This is a genomic window from Proteus sp. G4380, assembly GCF_963885725.1.
GTDB classification, from domain to species: domain Bacteria; phylum Pseudomonadota; class Gammaproteobacteria; order Enterobacterales; family Enterobacteriaceae; genus Proteus; species Proteus mirabilis.
Genome location: NZ_CAWPAV010000101.1, coordinates 1 through 18,204, shown reverse-complemented (window position 1 = coordinate 18,204; position 18,204 = coordinate 1). Strand labels below are relative to the sequence as shown.

Below are 18,204 nucleotides of genomic sequence, written 5' to 3'. Positions count from 1 at the left end.
TCAAAGAATAGTTTATGTTTCTACTTTATTTAATTAATATTTTTTGTTAGGCATAAACTTATTAATATTATTAGTTGCCATACATTTTGCTATTTGGCTACGATTTATCTATATCACGCGATTATATCTCGATGACAGGTATTAACATTGGTATGTAACCGACTTACATTTATTTCATTATCCTGTTAGTATAAGTTATCCTATTATTCAATCTATAAATGGTTATAGTCACATGAAATTTGTCTCATTCAATATTAATGGATTACGTGCTCGCCCTCATCAGCTCGAAGCCATTGTAGAAAAACACCAACCCGATGTTATTGGACTGCAAGAAACAAAAGTTCATGATGATATGTTTCCATTAGAAACTGTCAGTGCCTTGGGCTACCACGTTTTTTATCATGGACAGAAAGGCCATTATGGTGTGGCTTTGTTAACTAAGGCGAAACCTGTCGCGGTACGTAAAGGATTCCCTGGTGATGGTGAAGAAGCTCAGCGTCGTATGATCATGGCGGACATTGAAACCCCCGCTGGATTATTAACGGTAATGAATGGTTATTTTCCTCAAGGTGAAAGTCGTGATCATGAGACAAAATTCCCTGCTAAAGCAAAATTCTATGCTGATCTACAGCAGTATCTGACCACCAGCTTAACGCCTTCCTCTCCCGTACTGATTATGGGGGATTTAAATATTAGTCCAACCGATAAAGATATCGGTATCGGCGAAAATAATATGAAACGTTGGCTAAAAATGGGTAAATGTTCATTTTTACCGGAAGAGCGAGAGTGGTTAGCAACGCTTATGGGTTGGGGATTAACCGATACTTATCGCGCCCAACATCCTGAAGTCGAAGACCAATTTTCTTGGTTTGATTATCGCTCAAAAGGCTTTGATGATAACCGAGGCTTACGTATCGATTTACTGCTAGCAAGTCGTTGCTTAGCAGATAATTGTATTTCAACCGGCATTGACTACGATATTCGTGCGATGGAAAAACCTTCCGATCACGCACCTGTTTGGGCCGAGTTTAAGCTTTAATTCCCTCTCTCCCCCCTTATTGATAAACCCCACTTCAAATAGATTAAAAGTGGGGTTTATTTATATATTAGTTAGCGTCTTACACAATCAACTAAGCATCACTCTTTATATTGCGATTCGTAGATTGAGACTGCGCTGAACGACTTTTCCCTTGTGCACTTTTTTTCATCGCACCTTTACGTTTTTTATTCTGCGCAGGCGCAGGCAGGTTTCTAAACGCTTGAATATTAGGACGACGTTTAGCTTGAGTAATTAATTCAAATAGTGTGTTACTTAATGGCATCATAAAATCTTGATACTTAAATTGCTTCTCACTAATTTGCGTTAATATTGATTCCCAATGAGCGGTCATATCGGGTAATGTCGCCATATCTGGCAAAACATGAATTAATGCTCTTCCCGCTGGTGTCGAGTTGATAGCTCGCCCTTTCTTTTGCAGAAAGCCGCGTTTAAACAGTAATTCAATAATACCGGCCCTAGTCGCTTCAGTACCTAGCCCATCCGTCGCTCTTAGGATTTTCTTTAGCTCTTTGTCTTGCACAAAACGTGCAATACCGGTCATAGCCGAAAGTAGCGTAGCATCTGTAAAAGGTCTTGGTGGTTGGGTCTGCTTGGCAACAATTTCGCCTTTTTCACAAAGTAACTCATCACCTTTAGCCACAATAGGTAAGGCGCTACCATCATTTTCCGCATCTTGCTCTTTACTACCTAATAAGGTACGCCAGCCGGCTTGTGCTAAAAATCGTGCCTTAGCAATAAACTTTCCATTCTCAATATCGAGTTCAATCACACATTTGCGGTACACCGCATCTGGCATAAATTGCATTAGATATTGTCGGGCGATCAAATAGTAAATATTCTTTTCATTTTCACTTAATGAAATATTACCTGTTTTCGCAGTAGGAATAATGGCATGGTGCGCATCTACTTTCTTGTCATCCCAGCAACGGTTCTTTTTATCAATATCTAATGTTTCTTGTGGTAAAAGACTATTATCATGCACACTAATGGCATTCATCACCGCATGACGCCCAGCAAAGTGTTCATCAGGGAGATAGCGACTATCGGAGCGTGGATAAGTAATAAGTTTATGCGTTTCATATAAGCGTTGACATGTGTCTAACACTTGTTGAGCGCTTAAACCAAAGCGTTTCGCCGCTTCAATTTGTAAAGCAGATAATGAAAAAGGCAAAGGTGCTATTTCAGACTCTTGTTTATCTTGATAATCGGTAACATTAGCAGGCTTGCCAGCTATTCTATCAACAACATGCTCTGCTAATTTGCGATGTAATAAACGCCCTTCTTCATCTTGCCAAGGCTCGCAGTGTTCACTCGGCTGCCAAATAGCGGTAAATCGCTCATCTGCAGGAGTAACGATATGCGCTTTGACTTCAAAAAAATCTTTCGGTACAAAGTTTTCAATTTCTTCATCACGGCGTACGACTAAACCTAGCACCGGGGTTTGTACTCGCCCAACAGAGAGTACGCCTTGGTAACCATTGCGCTGTCCTAATAACGTGTAAGCGCGTGTCATGTTAATGCCATATAGCCAATCCGCCCTCGCTCTTGCTAAGGCAGAAACACATAATGGAATAAATTCATGATTGTAGCGGAGCTTATCAATTGCTCGAGATACCGCGGCGGGGTTTAAATCGTTAATCAGGCAGCGGCGTGCCTGTTTCCTTTGAGCATCACTAATATTAAGGTAATTAAGTACTTCATCTACTAACAGTTGCCCTTCGCGATCGGGGTCTCCTGCGTGGATCACTTCATCGGCTTGTTTTAGTAATGTGTTGATCGTATCTAGCTGTTTTTTCACATCAGCGCGCGGTTTGAGTTGCCATTTATTCGGAATAATGGGCAAATCATCTAACGACCAACGCGCATAGCGCGGATCATATGCATCCGGCTCAGCCTGCTCAAGTAAATGACCAACACACCACGTCACATACTGGTTATCACCACAAACAATAAAACCATCACCACGTTTATGCGGTTTTGGTAATACATCAGCAATAGCTCGAGCAAGGCTGGGTTTTTCTGCAATAAATAATCTCATTACGTTAGTTTGTCACTTCAATTAACGCTCTTCCTGCTTTCGGCTCTGTTAATTCACCGATCGAGGTCAAATCAATATTAAAGCGTTTAGCAACTTCTTTTACTTGCTCAACGGCTTCTGGCTGTACTGCCAGTAATAAGCCACCTGAAGTTTGTGGATCACATAATAATTTACGTTGCATTTCGCTGATATTACCAATCAAATGGCCATAACTTTCAAAATTACGTCCAGTACCGCCCGGTACACATCCTTGCTCTATATACGCTTCTACTTCAGGTAATCGTGGTACTTGTGAAAAGTGAATAGTGGCTTGTAATCCAGAGCCTTCACAAATCTCGCTAAGGTGACCTAATAGACCAAAACCTGTCACATCGGTCATTGCCGTGACCCCTTCAATATCAGAAAAATCAGTACCCGCTTTATTCATACGGCACATAATTTCAGTAGCTAGGCCCTGATGCTCAGGTTTTAATAAGCCTTTTTTCTCTGCGGTAGTTAATACCCCAATACCTAAAGGTTTAGTTAAAAAAAGTTGGCATCCTGCTTTAGCAGCACTGTTTTTCTTAATTTTACTCACCGGTACAACGCCCGTTACCGCTAAACCAAAAATAGGTTCAGGAGCATCAATCGAATGCCCACCAGCAAGGGAAATCCCCGCTTCTTGACAGGCGGCTCGCCCACCTTCGATAACTTCACGAGCAATTTCAGGCGCAAGTTTATCAATTGGCCAACCTAAAATTGCTATTGCCATAATAGGTTTACCCCCCATAGCGAAAATATCACTAATCGCATTAGTCGCCGCAATACGCCCAAAGTCATAGGGGTTATCAACAATTGGCATAAAAAAATCAGTGGTACTGATAATTCCAGTGCCATTACCTAAATCATAAACAGCGGCATCATCTTTCGTTTCATTACCAACCAATAAATGGGGATCGTGAAACTTAGCCTGTTCACTATGTAAAATCGTTTCCAAAACTTTTGGTGAAATTTTGCAGCCACATCCGGCACCATGACTGTATTGTGTTAAACGAATTGCTTCAGACATAACATGTCATCCTTTTAAAAATAAGTCACAAAATCAGTTAAATCAGCAGGAGAAACCGTTGTAGGTGCTTTCAATGCGGGAGTACCAAGATATAAGAAACCAACAATATGGTCGTGCTCTCCACAACCTAATCCCGCTCTTACCACTGGATCATGAGTCCAAGAGCCTGAACGCCAAATACCACTATAACCTTGTGCCACTGCAGCCATTTGCATCGCCTGAACACAACAGCCTGCCGCAACAATTTGCTCCCATTCAGGAACTTTAGGATGCGCTTTAACTTTGGCAATCACGGTAATAATTAAAGGTGCACGAAAAGGTGCGTTTTTTGCTTTTTCTTCTACCTCAGCACCTAGTTGACTCACCACCGCCGCTTTATGTAATAATTGACTAAAACGCTCAATACCATCCTCTTTCATCACGACAAAGTGCCAAGGTTTAAGGGCGCCATGATCGGGGGCTCTCATACCTGCTTGTAAAATAGCTTCAAGCTGTTGGTTATTTGGGGCTGGAGTAGTCAGTCGAGACGCTGAACGTCGATTTAAAAGCAGTGTTAATGCATCCATTTTTGTATTCTCCTGTCAGTATTATTGTAGCAAAATCCCTTAAGAGCAGGGATAGACAGTTGTTATCAATTCGCAGTATAACAAAATGTTATATTACCACCACCGAGAAATTTAAGCGGATATTTTTAGCTAAAATAGGATTGTACTTAAGCCAATATTGAGCGTTTGTTCAAAATATGAATGTTTTAGCTTTTAGGTGTAATACACTGCCCAAGCGCAATAAAATACGTGACAGACTTTCGCTAGTCGCTATATTAGAATGGTGTTTAAATATTTGCAGTCTAAGTAGTCAATCGAGTTTTGTTATTAAAGGATCGAAGTGAGATGTAGGGAATATTAGCGTTTTTTATTCTAAAAATAGCCGTGACCTTTGCTGTCTATTGTTCACCTGCAAGGCATACTCTCATGTAAATAAGGTATGTTGTGGCTATACAGCTAATTTCTTGAGTCGCTCAATATTGAAATAAATACTTTAATAATAGAAACTTAAACCTTTACCATCAATTCTAGCATAACTGTTTAGGATTAATTTTTAGCTTTACATGATGTGGAGATAATATGAGTAAAATTATGGAGTTAATCGGCACTATTTTTCGATTTAGTTGGCAGGCGATTAACTTTATCAGGAAACTAATCTTAAACGTTATTTTCTTCTTTCTACTTTTTATGGGTGTAGGACTCTATTTCATCGTCCAAGAAACGCAAAAACCTACCGATTACCAAGGTGCATTACTGGTTGATTTAAAAGGCGTTATTGTTGACCAAACAGCTAACCAAAATCCTTTAGGGCAAATGAGCCGAGAGCTTTTGGGTGTTTCGGGTAGCCAGTTACAAGAAAATTCGTTATTCGAAGTCGTTGATACCTTACGCAAAGCAGCGACTGACCCCAAAATTAAAGGAATGGTACTAAAACTTGACGAATTTGCTGGGGCAGACCAACCTTCACTCAATTATGTTGGTAAAGCGCTGACTGAATTTAAAAAAACAGGCAAACCTATCTATGCGATTAGTGGTTATTATAGCCAACCGCAATATTACTTAGCCTCTTATGCAGATAAAATTTATTTAGCATCACAAGGTGCTGTGGGTATTTATGGTTTAGGTTTTAGTAATCTCTATTACAAATCGCTATTAGAAAAACTTAAAGTTAATACCCATATATTCCGTGTAGGAACCTATAAATCAGCTGTTGAACCGCTGATGCGCGATAATATGTCTGATGAAGCTCGAGCCGCATCGAATCGATTAGTTTCCGTACTCTGGTCTAATTATTTAACGCAAGTTGCAGAAAATCGTAGTATTACCAAGGAAGATGTTTTCCCTGGTGCAAAAGAGATGATTGTCGAGTTGCGTAAAGCCGATGGCGATAATGCTACTTATGCACTTAATCGCAAACTGGTCGATACTGTTAGCTCTTATGCCCAATTTGAAGCGGATATGATAGAGACCTTTCAATGGGATCATGAAGCTAAGCAGTTTAATAATATCAGTATTTATGATTATGCCGATAACCTCACCGCATTCGCCCCAGAAAACGAAGACGGCAATATTGCGGTTGTGGTCGTTCAAGGCGCAATTATTGATGGTGAAAGCATTCCTGGCTCTGCAGGTGGTTCAACTATTGCTAATCAAATCCGTCAAGCGCGTTTAAATCCTAATATTAGAGCATTAGTATTACGAGTTAATAGCCCCGGTGGTAGTGTATCTGCATCTGAGCAGATCCGCAGTGAAATAGCCGCCTTTAAACAAGAGAAAAAACATGTCGTGGTTTCAATGGGCGGAATGGCTGCATCAGGGGGATATTGGATCTCTACACCTGCGAGTAAAATTATCGCTAGCCCTTCAACATTAACAGGCTCTATTGGTATATTTGGTGTCATCAATACCTTTGAAAATAGCTTAGAATCAATAGGTGTGCATAGTGATGGCGTGAGTACATCGCCTCTTGCAGGACTTTCGGTAACCAATAAATTACCAGAAGATTTTTCAGAGCTATTCCAACTTAATATTGAAAGTGGCTATAAAACATTCCTGAAATTAGTAGCTGAATCACGTAATAAAACACCGGCACAAGTTGATCGTATTGCGCAAGGTCGTGTTTGGGTTGGTGTTGATGCTAAACAAGTAGGATTAGTTGATGAATTTGGTGATTTCGATGATGCTATTAATGCAGCAGCAACCATGGCAAAAATCAAACAACCAGTCATTGATTGGATGAAACCGGAATTAAGCTTATCAGAGCAAATATTAATGAGCTTATCGGCCAATGCAAAAGCCATTATTCCTGATCCATTACAAGCCTATTTACCTGCACTGGTATTTAAAGAAGTTAAAACACAAACTGAGTTTTATCGTAATATGAACGATCCGCAAAACCGCTATGCGTATTGTTTATCTTGTGGTGATATTCAATAAATAAGTGTGCTCCCGCTCAATATGAGCGGGATTATCTTAGCCTTTGATTATTTTTTAGTTATTTTGCTAAATGGTGTAAATAATGATTTAAAACATCAATTGCTGTATTTCAATTGTGCTTTTTGTCTCCCCTTTCTTTTTTTATTCTGCAAACCCCCTATAATCAACTCTTTCTTATCGCTTAATTCATAAGAGTGTTAGGTCTGATGCAAAAAAAATCCATTTACGTTGTGTATACTGGTGGAACTATCGGTATGCAACATTCTGATCACGGCTATATACCTGTATCAGGACATTTACAACGCCAATTAGCTAAGATGCCCGAATTCCATCGTGAAGAGATGCCCAATTTCACAATCAAAGAGCACCTTCCTTTAATTGATTCATCAAATATTACCCCTGAAGATTGGCAATCTATCGCTGATGATATTAGCGAGAATTATTGCCACTATGATGGTTTTGTCATCTTGCATGGTACCGATACCATGGCATTTACCGCTTCTGCACTTTCCTTTATGTTTGAGGGGCTGGCAAAACCGGTTATCGTCACCGGCTCTCAAATTCCATTAGAAGCTTTACGCTCCGATGGACAAACTAACCTATTAAATGCTCTCTATATTGCTGCACATCATCCGATTAATGAAGTTGCACTGTTTTTCAACAATACTCTGTATCGTGGTAATCGTGCGATAAAAGCACATGCAGATGGCTTCAATGCTTTTGCTTCTCCTAATAGTGCACCTTTATTAGAAGCAGGCATTAATATTAAAACGTTTAAAATAAACCCATTACCTAAGCCAAAAGGTGAGTTTATTGCTCATCATATTACCCCTCAACCAATTGGTGTGGTGACAATATATCCGGGACTTTCTGATGAGGTGGTGAAAAATATCTTAATGCAACCCGTTAAGGCACTTATTTTGCGCTCTTATGGTGTGGGTAATGCCCCTTCTCATCCTGCCTTGTTATCAACGCTACGCGAAGCAACTGAGCGCGGTGTTGTCGTAGTTAACCTAACACAATGTATTTCTGGTCGTGTCAATATGGGGGGCTATGCAACAGGACAAGCACTCGCCGATGTTGGGGTGATCAGTGGTTATGATATGACTTTTGAAGCAGCGTTAACTAAACTCCACTATCTACTTAGTCAGCAATATAGCTATACTGAGATCTGCCGTTTAATGCAACAAAATCTCCGTGGTGAAATGACATTAAACGATGACGACTAGGTCTAATCAAAGGTAACTCCTGTGAAAAATTCAGCGTTATTATTAGTTGATCTACAAAATGATTTCTGTACCGGTGGCGCATTGGCTGTTAAGGAAAGTGATACCGTCATAGATACGGCAAATCGGCTTATTGATTATTTTCAACGCCATCAGCGTCCTATTATTGCGAGTAAAGATTGGCATCCCGCAGATCATCTCAGCTTTGCAAAAAATTCAGGTACTGTTGTTGGCGAAATTGGCCAATTAAATGGCCGCCCACAAGTTTGGTGGCCAGTGCATTGTGTACAAAATAGTCATGGCGCTGATTTTCATCCCTTATTAAGGGATGATTTAATTAGTCATATTATTTATAAAGGCCAAAATCGACTTATCGATAGTTATAGTGCTTTTTTTGATAATGACCATGAATATCAAACAGGATTACATACTCTTTTACAAAGCATGCAGATCGAGCATCTCACCATTTTAGGGATAGCAACTGATTATTGCGTTAAATTTACCGTGTTAGATGCATTACAATTGGGTTATCAAGTATCAGTGGTTATGGATGGTTGTCGAGGTGTCAATATTCAACCAGATGATAGCCAACTCGCATTTAATCAAATGCAACAACATGGGGCAGTTTTAGTTGATTCAGTAACAGTGCTTAAAAGTGACAAATAATATAAACAACATGATTAGCAATTATCATTCTCTACTTGTATGAATAGTAGAACTAAAAAGTGGTGATTTATCAAAATAATAAACCAATAAATCACCACCGTTACGCTAACTTTCATTATTTAAATTTAAAAACGTCTTAATCGTCATCCATTGGTGTTAATGTGGCTAAACGTTCAGCTTGAAATTGCGCTTTTAGCTCTTGTTTGCTTTTCATCGTAATTTGTCCGTTTGTGCCAACCGTCATATGTTCCGGATTATGGTTATTCTGTGCTTGCCATAAGAGAACAATTTGCATGCAATGCTCTTTTTGCTCTGCCGTGAGTGCAACGCCGTCTGGCCATTTACCTAGCTCAACTGCGGTAGAAAGACGTTGATAAATCTCAGGTGTGACCATTGAAATTAAATCATTAACTTCCATTGATTGCTCCATATATCAAATTACCACGCAAAAGCTGAATCGTTTTTTTATTTGTTAATTTATTGTTAATAGTGACTGTTTAGCCCTTTTGCACTTCACCTGTTTCTGTATTGCTAAATGCCAAAGAGGCAGAATTAACACAATAACGTTGTCCTGTCGGTGCTGGGCCATCATTAAATACATGCCCTAAATGCGCTCCACATTGATGACAGCGGATCTCTGTTCTTTTCATATTATGCGAAAAATCATCAAGATAAAGAATTGCATCATCACTTACAGGTTGATAAAAACTTGGCCAACCACATCCTGCATCAAATTTAGTTTCCGAATAAAACAAAGGTGCAGAACAACATAAGCAATGATAAATACCTGTTTCTCTATTATGTAATAATTTACCACTAAACGGTGGTTCAGTACCCCGCTGTTGCGTCACATAATGCTGCATTTCATTGAGGTTTGATAAATCAATGTGATTGTTATCACTTGAAATATGCACTTTTTTTTCATTATTGCTCATAAACACCTCACACTGACAAAAATGTTTTTTAAAACAACAGCAAATAATAACAAAGATTTAACAACAAATCTGGAAAATATAGTCTAAAATCAATGAGAGTAATCTTTAGTTTTTGAAATGTGATACATTTCACATAACGGAGCAAAGGTAACTTCATTTATCGGCAATGATCCCGATAATACACAGCGTAATATTTATCTAAAACGACCAATCCTTAAGCAAAAAGTGTTTTTTTAATTGATTTTTTGCAATTATTGACACGATTCCGCTTGACGACTGGCGCGGTTTTGGTAACTTTAGAAGCAACTTTTTAATTCACTAATAAAGCTGGTGGAATACATATGACTATCAAAGTAGGTATTAATGGTTTTGGTCGTATCGGCCGCATCGTTTTCCGTGCTGCACAAGAACGTTCAGATATCGAAATCGTAGGTATTAACGATCTGTTAGACGCAGAATACATGGCATACATGCTGAAATACGATTCAACTCATGGTCGTTTCAACGGTACTGTTGAAGTAAAAGATGGCCACCTCGTTGTTAATGGTAAAACCATCCGCGTAACATCAGAAAGAGATCCAGCAAACCTGAAATGGAACGAAATTGGTGTTGATGTTGTTGCTGAAGCAACTGGTCTGTTCTTAACTGACGAAACTGCACGTAAACACATCCAAGCTGGTGCGAAAAAAGTTGTTCTGACTGGTCCTTCAAAAGACAGCACACCTATGTTCGTTATGGGTGTAAACCACAAATCATATGCAGGTCAAGATATCGTTTCTAACGCATCTTGTACAACTAACTGCTTAGCGCCTTTAGCAAAAGTTATCAACGACAAATTCGGTATCGTTGAAGGTCTGATGACAACTGTTCACGCAACAACTGCAACTCAACGTACTGTTGATGGTCCTTCAATGAAAGACTGGCGTGGTGGTCGTGGTGCTTCTCAAAACATCATCCCTTCATCAACTGGTGCTGCTAAAGCAGTAGGTAAAGTTATTCCTGAACTGAACGGCAAACTGACTGGTATGTCTTTCCGTGTTCCTACTCCTAACGTTTCTGTTGTTGACTTAACTGCACGTCTGGAAAAACCAGCAACTTATGCTCAAATCTGTGAAGCAATCAAAGAAGCTGCCGAAGGCGAACTGAAAGGCGTTCTGGGTTACACTGAAGATGCAGTTGTTTCAACTGACTTCAACGGTGAAGTATTAACTTCAGTATTCGATGCTAAAGCAGGTATCGCGCTGAATGACAACTTTGTTAAATTAGTTTCTTGGTACGATAACGAAGTTGGTTATTCAAACAAAGTTCTAGATCTGATTTCTCATATCTCTAAATAATTAGAGTTTAGAAAGCCAAGATTGATTTTAGAGCCACCCTTTCGGTGGCTCTTTTATTTTTTTACTCGGCAGTTTATTGTATTCAAATAGTCCGCGACATAAGGTTATAAAATAATGAATGAGAAAATTTTTTCTTTGCCGGTTATTGAACAAATATCACCTTACTTAAGTCGACGCCAATTAGGTGAACTCCCTATTCTGGTGATCTCTCACCCCAAAGTACGTGCGGCTATTAGTCTTCAAGGTGCCCATCTTATCGCATGGCAACCCGCACAAACGCACCCCGTTTTGTGGCTCAGTGAAGATGCCTTATTTACTCCCGGTGTTGCTATTCGTGGTGGTATCCCTATTTGTTGGCCTTGGTTTGCCTCAGCGGGAACCCCAAGCCATGGATTTGCACGTATCTTACCTTGGGAATTTAGTGCTCATTCTGAACAAGAAGACGGAGTGCTTATCACCATGACACTCAAAGAAAGTGCACAAACTCAAAAGTATTGGCCTCATGAATTTACTGTTATTGCTCGATTTAAATTAGGTGATACCTGTGAAATTGAATTAGAGTCATACGGTGACTATGAAGCCACTGCGGCGCTACACTCCTATTTTAATGTCAGTGATATCGATAAAGTTTCCATTACAGGCCTTGGTGGTCACTATATTGACACAGTGGCGGATAAAGAAGTTTATACCGACGAAACAGCCCTACGCTTTAACGGCCGTACTGACAGACTTTATACTGAACCTGAAGATTTTAATCTTATTCATGATGATGGTTGGGATCGTACTATTGAGGTTCACCATTATCATCACAGTGATGTCGTTTGTTGGAATCCGGGTGCAGAACTCGCCAGTTCAATGAAAGATATGAGTTCAGGTGGTTACCGTAAAATGGCATGTGTTGAAACAGCTCGTATTCATCGTCCACTTAAGCCGGATAATGTTCATCCTGGACGTTTATCTGCTGTGATACGCGTGCGCAAAAATATTGCTGAAAAATAGTTTGCCACTCTACTTTGTCGAACGAAAAAAGCTTCGAACAAATTCGAAGCTTTTAGTTATCGAAAGCAACTTAACTTACCGTTTTACCGTTAGAAAGTATAAGTGACACCTGTCCATAAAATAGCCGTTACCGATTTATTTACCATCGGGCTATCTTTAACTTCGCTGGGTAAGCGATCCACTCGTCCCATCGCGAAGAAATCCCAGTTTTCAGCAAACTTATAGTTAGCTGAGATTTCAACATAAGGTCTCCAGCTATCATTTGGTCGATATTCAGCTAAACCACTACGCTGAGATTCTCCCTGACTAATCCCATATGCGTAACGATTCTGCTTTTTATTTTCCCAAACAGCACCAATTCCCGGTTGAAGTGACCAATTGCCTAGTTCAAAAGGATAAAGGTAAGCAGCATCAGCAATAATGCCATTACTTTTACCTAAAAGATCACCAGAAATAATCCCTCGTAAACTTCCCCATGACTCATGATGTTTATAGGTAAATCCACCCATGACGGTATCACGGCGACGATTAAGTTTTTTCATCTGCTCATCATCAGAGTCACTTGGTTTAAATGCTTGTGGGTAATAGTGAACATCGACAGACAGCTGATCTTTCGGTGAATTCCATAAATAATATCCTGCGGCTAATGTCGCAAAATAGAAATTTTCAGATTGATAATTAACCAAAGGTACAGGTAATAAATAGTCTTTAGATTTAGCACCCTTATAAGGTGTTACTTGTGATAATACAGAACCCCCTATTGACCATTCTCCCGCGAAGGCTGTCGGTGTACTCAATCCAGCGATTATGGCTAAAGAAATAACAATTTTCTTTTTACTCACGATGATTTTCCATATTGTCTTTGATAAAACAGTGACCAAAAAACGACTGTTGTTATGGTGCACTAAAAGTTAGCTAATAGATTACAATCATTTTATTTTTTACATAAAATGACTGGCAATAAGTGCTTGTCCTAATGCAATTCCACCATCACCAGATGGCAATATCATAGGGGTTAATACCTTTTTATTGTTTAATTTTTGCTTAAACAGATCCTTAAGTAAGATATTATTGAATACCCCTCCTGTTAAAACAATAGTATCAATCTGATGTTCTTGCGCAGCTTGCAGAGCAATATCACCCAAACTTTCGGCTAATAAATAGTGAAATAACCAAGCCTTCTCACTGGTATTCAATGTGATGCTTTCCCATTGTGACCAGAAAATGGACAAATCAACATGCTTATCTTTTACAGACATTAAATGTCCATATTGCTTGATGATATCAGCATACCGATCTACGTGACACTGTAACGCAGCGCTTTGTAAGTAGCATGCCGCTTCGCCTTCCCAGCTTATTTGTTTAGGTGATAATCCCAAAGAGCAAGCAACTGCGTCAAATAATCGTCCACAAGATGATGCTAGCGGTGAATTTAAACCACGAGCCACTGCCTTACTCAAAATCTGTAACTCAGTGAGCGGAATTGCTTGGGTGATAACACTACCTTGCCAATCTTTTGTAAAAGTAGCTAAATGTGCGAACCAATTTCGCCAAGGCTGTATTGAAGCTAAATTTCCTCCCGGCATAGCAACCGCAGGTAGCCCGCCAATACGTTGAGATTTTTTATAATCCACCAGCAAACACTCGCCTCCCCATAAAGAGCCATCTTGTCCATACCCTAGACCATCAAGGGCTATACCAATTACTGCGCCTTGTTGCTGTGTATGTCCATGCTCTGCTAAACAAGAGACAATATGTGCATGGTGATGGGGAACTTCTATAACAGGGATCTGTTGCTGTTCAGCTAGCTGTTTACCTATTTGATGGCTGATATAATTAGGATGAGCATCAATGGCAATCGCTTTGGGCGTAAAACGATAGATCTGTTGAAACAGCGTGAGTGATTTCAGTAATTGTTGCCTCACACTTAAATCATCTAAATCACCTAAATGCGGCCCCATAATAGCTTGGTGCTCTTTTAAGAGACAAAACACATTTTTCAGATCCCCTCCTAAAGCCAAAATTGCAGGTTGTGCATCAAAAGTGGTTGGCAATGCGATAGCATCTGGTACATAACCCCGTGAACGGCGGATCATCACACACTGATCATCTTCAATACGCACTAATGAATCGTCCGCTCTTTGTATAATCTCCCTATTATGCATTAGAAATAATTCTGCAATATCACCAAGCTGAGTTAACGCCTCTTCATTGGTTAATGCAGGAGTGTGTCCCGTGGCATTACCAGAGGTCATGACTAATGGAATTTGTGTTTCATGTGCGAGAAGATGTTGCAAAGGATTAGCTGGTAACATAACACCCACTTCTGTTAATCCAGGTGCAATCAGTTCACTTAATGAAATAGGGGCGATTTCTTTAGGAATAAGTACGATAGGTGCTGCGGTACTGGTTAATGTTTCTATCACTTTTGAGTAAAACTCGGCATTATCGTCCGGTTTTTGGAGCTGCTCAATCCCGGTTAACATCACCGCAAGTGGTTTGGCTGGACGATGTTTACGCGCTCTTAAACGCGCAACACTTTCACTATTGCGTGCGTCACAGACTAAATGAAAGCCACCAATGCCTTTTACAGCAACAATTTTTCCCGCTAATAACGCCTGACAAGCTTGCGTTAATGCCCGCTCTTTTATTGCAAGTTGTTGCCCTTGATGATCTGCCAACCAAATATGAGGTCCACAGACAGGACAGGCATTAGGTTGTGCATGAAAACGTCTATCTGCGGGATCTTGATATTCATGTTGGCAAGTCGGACAAAATGGAAACGCAGACATTGAGGTAAAAGGTCTGTCGTAAGGCATTTTTTTTATAATAGTAAAACGGGGCCCGCAATGAGTACAGTTTATAAAAGGATAGTGATAACGACGATTTTGTGGATCAAACAACTCATCAATGCAAGCCTGACAAGTCGCTGCATCAGGTACAACTTGTGTATCCATTTCTCCACCACCACTTTTTACAATAGTAAAGTCCGTGGGGAGTTGCTCCCATTGATAAGGTGTTTGTTCAATACGTTCAATGCGTGCAAGAGGAGGACATTGAGCCGTTAATGCATTAATAAAGTGTTGATTTTTCGGTGATAACGTTAAGTGGATCAATACTCCTAAGCTATCATTACTCACCTGCCCTAATAAACCAAAATGATGTGCTAATTGCCAAACAAAGGGGCGAAAGCCAACACCTTGAACCTTTCCTTTCACACGCAATGTAATGCCGTTACTCATAGGATCACCAAATCAAAATAAGTTTAAGCTTATTCTAGTTTAGTGATTATTAACAACTTTCATTTAGATCAGAAAAAGTAGAGTTTGCTACATTTATCGTCACTTCAACCGCCACTCGCGGTGCAATAGCACACAGTAATTCATAACCAATAGTGCCACAAGCCAGTGCAACTTCATCAACCGGTAATTGATTTCCCCATAACTCAACAGGGCTTCCATGTTCAACATCCGGCAAATCGGTTACATCAATAGTAAGCATATCCATTGAAATACGCCCAACTAATTGTGTTTTATGTCCTTTAACGATAACGGGTGTACCATCTGGGGCATGCCTTGGATAACCATCAGCATAACCACAAGCGACAACAGCAATTCTCATATCACGTTGTGCGGTATATCGGCTACCATAACCAATTTGTTCACCTTTTTTTACTGACTGAATAGCTAATACTTCACTGTTAAAGGTCATCACAGGTTGCAAATCAAAATCAGCAATATCTTGCCACACCCCAGAGGGGGATACACCATATAAAATAATACCGGGACGAACCCATGAATGATGGGTTTGTGGTTCAAATAAAATAGCCGCAGAATTGGCTAAACAGCGCGGTAAATCATTTACCATTGAGCTATCAATAATCTGTTTTTGTGTCGCCATATTCAGCCCTGAATCAGCATTAGCAAAATGGGACATTTGTACAATAGAGCCAATATTAGTTATGCGTTTTGCTCTTTGTATAGCTTGCTGATAGTCTTCTGGTCGGTAACCTAACCGATTCATGCCACTATTGAGTTTCAGATAAATATTGATAGGCCGCTCTAATTGCGCTTGCTCAATGGCTTCAAATTGCCAATCAGCATGCACAACCGTCGTTAATGAATAACGCTCTAATAAATACACATCATCTGGTTTGAAAAAACCTTCAAGCAAAAGAATGGGGCCTACCCATCCTTGCTCTCTTAGCATAATTGCTTTATCTAATTCAATTAAGGCAAAACCATCGGTATGACTTAATGCAGGCCAAACACAAGAAAGACCATGTCCATAAGCATCAGCTTTAACCACTGACCACACTTTACTTCCCTGCGCTTTCGATTTGATCACCGAAAGATTATGACTCAGCGCATCTAAATTTATGCTAATTTTGGCAGGTCTGGACATCGTCTCTCCTTAATTAATAAACAGCGTCAAGTTTTTGCCCTGGACGGAGCAATTTAGTATTAAATCCATCGATATAACGGAACACGGAGAGATCATCTGCAGCAATTGCCGTTTTATTACCTGATATTAAATCAGCTAACAGTTGTCCTGAGCCACATGCCATCGTCCATCCTAATGTACCATGCCCCGTATTTAGGGATAAATTACGATATGCGGTTGGCCCAACTATCGGAGTACCATCTGGCGTCATTGGCCTTAAGCCTGTCCAGAATGTCGCTTTACTGATATCACCACCACCCTCATAGAGATCTTGAACAACCATTTTGAGCGTTTCACAACGTGATTTTAAAATATTCAAATTAAAACCTACCACTTCCGCCATACCGCCCACACGAATGCGATTATCAAAGCGAGTCACCGCAATCTTATATGTTTCATCTAAAATAGTGGATGTTGGTGCTCTGCTTGCATCAATAATAGGCATGGTTAATGAATAGCCTTTTAAAGGATAAACCGGAATTGTGATTTTGTTTTTCAAAAATTCAGTCGAGTACGATCCCATGGCGACAACATAGTGATCTGCGGTTAATAAACCATCATGGCATTGCACACCGGTGACTTTATCACCATCAAAAAGTAGGTGTTTTATTTCTTTATTAAATAAGAAAGTAACCCCGGCCTCTTCAGCCATTTTAGCCAGCTTCTTAGTAAAGATTTGGCAATCACCCGTTTCATCATTAGGAAGACGTAATCCTCCGGTAAGTTTATGACTCACATGCTCTAAAGCGGGTTCTGCTGATTTTAGTTGCTCGGCTGTTAGCAGTTCATAAGCCACACCTTCTTGCTTTAATACAGCAATATCATTAGCGGCATTATCAAATTGTTTTTGATCACGAAATAGCTGTAACGTTCCCCCTTGGCGCCCTTCGTATTCAATACCGGTATCTTGGCGTAATTGACGGATACAATCACGACTATACTCAGCAATACGCACCATACGACTCTTATTCATCGCATAATGAGAAGCATCACAATTACGTAGCATTTGCCACATCCAGCGTAATTGGAACAGTGAGCCATCAGGTCGGATCGCTAAAGGTGCATGTTTTTGAAACATCCATTTTACTGCTTTTAATGGAATACCCGGGGCACCCCAAGGTGTTGCATAACCCGGAGATATTTGCCCTGCATTACCGGCACTCGTCTCTTCTGCCGCACTACTTTGCCTATCGACAACAATGACTTCATGCCCTTGTTGTACTAAGTACCACGCACTTGTTACACCAATAACGCCGCCACCTAAGATGATCACTTTCATGGCTAGACTCCAAATAATTTACATTGATATAACATAAGAATAATATTCCATACACAAAAAGCCAGCACAGAATAATCATCTAGCACCACAAAAAAGCAAATTTTAGAGTCAAATCACATTTAATTAGTAATAACAGTGTTAGTTTTGCAGAGAAATTATTAATTCTATTTAAAAATCAAATTGATAGAGCAT

General features: G+C 39.9%; 15 protein-coding genes. 6 read left to right on the top strand and 9 right to left on the bottom strand.

All coding sequences use genetic code 11. The features are described from left to right. Positions 1-232: 232 nt before the first annotated feature. Positions 233-1,039, top strand: a complete 807-nt coding sequence (xthA, locus tag AACU98_RS09175; RefSeq protein ID WP_004248228.1) for an exodeoxyribonuclease III — start codon at positions 233-235, stop codon at positions 1,037-1,039. 91 nt (positions 1,040-1,130) lie between these two features. Here xthA and AACU98_RS09170 read toward each other — a convergent pair whose 3' ends face one another. From AACU98_RS09170 to AACU98_RS09160, 3 genes are read right to left on the bottom strand one after another with little or no spacing between them, the layout of a single operon-like run. Further along, complete coding sequence (locus AACU98_RS09170; protein ID WP_049236150.1) at positions 1,131-3,098, bottom strand: DNA topoisomerase III; 1,968 nt, start codon at positions 3,096-3,098, stop codon at positions 1,131-1,133. Positions 3,099-3,102: 4 nt separating this feature from the next. Then, complete coding sequence (selD, locus tag AACU98_RS09165) at positions 3,103-4,146, bottom strand: selenide, water dikinase SelD (RefSeq protein ID WP_004243259.1); 1,044 nt, start codon at positions 4,144-4,146, stop codon at positions 3,103-3,105. Positions 4,147-4,160: 14 nt separating this feature from the next. Next, on the bottom strand, positions 4,161-4,712 hold the full coding sequence (locus AACU98_RS09160) for an NAD(P)H nitroreductase (RefSeq protein WP_004243260.1): 552 nt from the start codon (positions 4,710-4,712) through the stop codon (positions 4,161-4,163). 558 nt (positions 4,713-5,270) lie between these two features. Here AACU98_RS09160 and sppA point away from each other — a divergent pair. The 3 genes from sppA to pncA all read left to right on the top strand — a co-directional run bounded on the left by sppA (position 5,271) and on the right by pncA (position 9,019). Next, positions 5,271-7,127, top strand: a complete 1,857-nt coding sequence (gene sppA, locus AACU98_RS09155; RefSeq protein WP_161734741.1) for a signal peptide peptidase SppA — start codon at positions 5,271-5,273, stop codon at positions 7,125-7,127. Positions 7,128-7,333: 206 nt separating this feature from the next. Beyond that, entirely contained in the window at positions 7,334-8,356 is a 1,023-nt protein-coding gene (gene ansA, locus AACU98_RS09150; protein ID WP_017628059.1) for an asparaginase, read from the top strand. A gap of 21 nt (positions 8,357-8,377) precedes the next feature. Next, entirely contained in the window at positions 8,378-9,019 is a 642-nt protein-coding gene (gene pncA / locus AACU98_RS09145) for a bifunctional nicotinamidase/pyrazinamidase (RefSeq protein WP_036971749.1), read from the top strand. Positions 9,020-9,155: 136 nt separating this feature from the next. On the opposite strand, the gene AACU98_RS09140 is transcribed toward pncA, so the two are convergent. Beyond that, positions 9,156-9,437, bottom strand: coding sequence for a YeaC family protein (locus AACU98_RS09140; RefSeq protein ID WP_004248238.1), 282 nt, complete (start codon positions 9,435-9,437; stop codon positions 9,156-9,158). 79 nt (positions 9,438-9,516) lie between these two features. After that, entirely contained in the window at positions 9,517-9,954 is a 438-nt protein-coding gene (gene msrB, locus AACU98_RS09135; protein WP_004243267.1) for a peptide-methionine (R)-S-oxide reductase MsrB, read from the bottom strand. Positions 9,955-10,295: 341 nt separating this feature from the next. Between msrB and gapA the strand changes: the two genes are divergently transcribed. Together gapA and AACU98_RS09125 are read left to right on the top strand one after the other, a co-directional pair. Then, positions 10,296-11,291, top strand: a complete 996-nt coding sequence (gapA, locus tag AACU98_RS09130; RefSeq protein WP_004243268.1) for a glyceraldehyde-3-phosphate dehydrogenase — start codon at positions 10,296-10,298, stop codon at positions 11,289-11,291. 114 nt (positions 11,292-11,405) lie between these two features. After that, positions 11,406-12,290, top strand: a complete 885-nt coding sequence (locus AACU98_RS09125; RefSeq protein ID WP_004243269.1) for a D-hexose-6-phosphate mutarotase — start codon at positions 11,406-11,408, stop codon at positions 12,288-12,290. Positions 12,291-12,379: 89 nt separating this feature from the next. On the opposite strand, the gene AACU98_RS09120 is transcribed toward AACU98_RS09125, so the two are convergent. The 4 genes from AACU98_RS09120 to AACU98_RS09105 all read right to left on the bottom strand — a co-directional run bounded on the left by AACU98_RS09120 (position 12,380) and on the right by AACU98_RS09105 (position 18,012). Beyond that, positions 12,380-13,132, bottom strand: a complete 753-nt coding sequence (locus AACU98_RS09120; protein ID WP_004243270.1) for a MipA/OmpV family protein — start codon at positions 13,130-13,132, stop codon at positions 12,380-12,382. 99 nt (positions 13,133-13,231) lie between these two features. After that, positions 13,232-15,532, bottom strand: coding sequence for a carbamoyltransferase HypF (gene hypF, locus AACU98_RS09115; RefSeq protein ID WP_161734738.1), 2,301 nt, complete (start codon positions 15,530-15,532; stop codon positions 13,232-13,234). A 49-nt stretch (positions 15,533-15,581) separates the two neighbouring features. After that, entirely contained in the window at positions 15,582-16,694 is a 1,113-nt protein-coding gene (gene alr, locus AACU98_RS09110; protein WP_004243272.1) for an alanine racemase, read from the bottom strand. A gap of 13 nt (positions 16,695-16,707) precedes the next feature. Beyond that, positions 16,708-18,012 carry a D-amino acid dehydrogenase gene (locus AACU98_RS09105; RefSeq protein WP_004243273.1) on the bottom strand — a complete coding sequence of 435 codons (1,305 nt, stop codon included), beginning with the start codon at positions 18,010-18,012 and terminating at the stop codon, positions 16,708-16,710. Positions 18,013-18,204 lie beyond the last annotated feature (192 nt).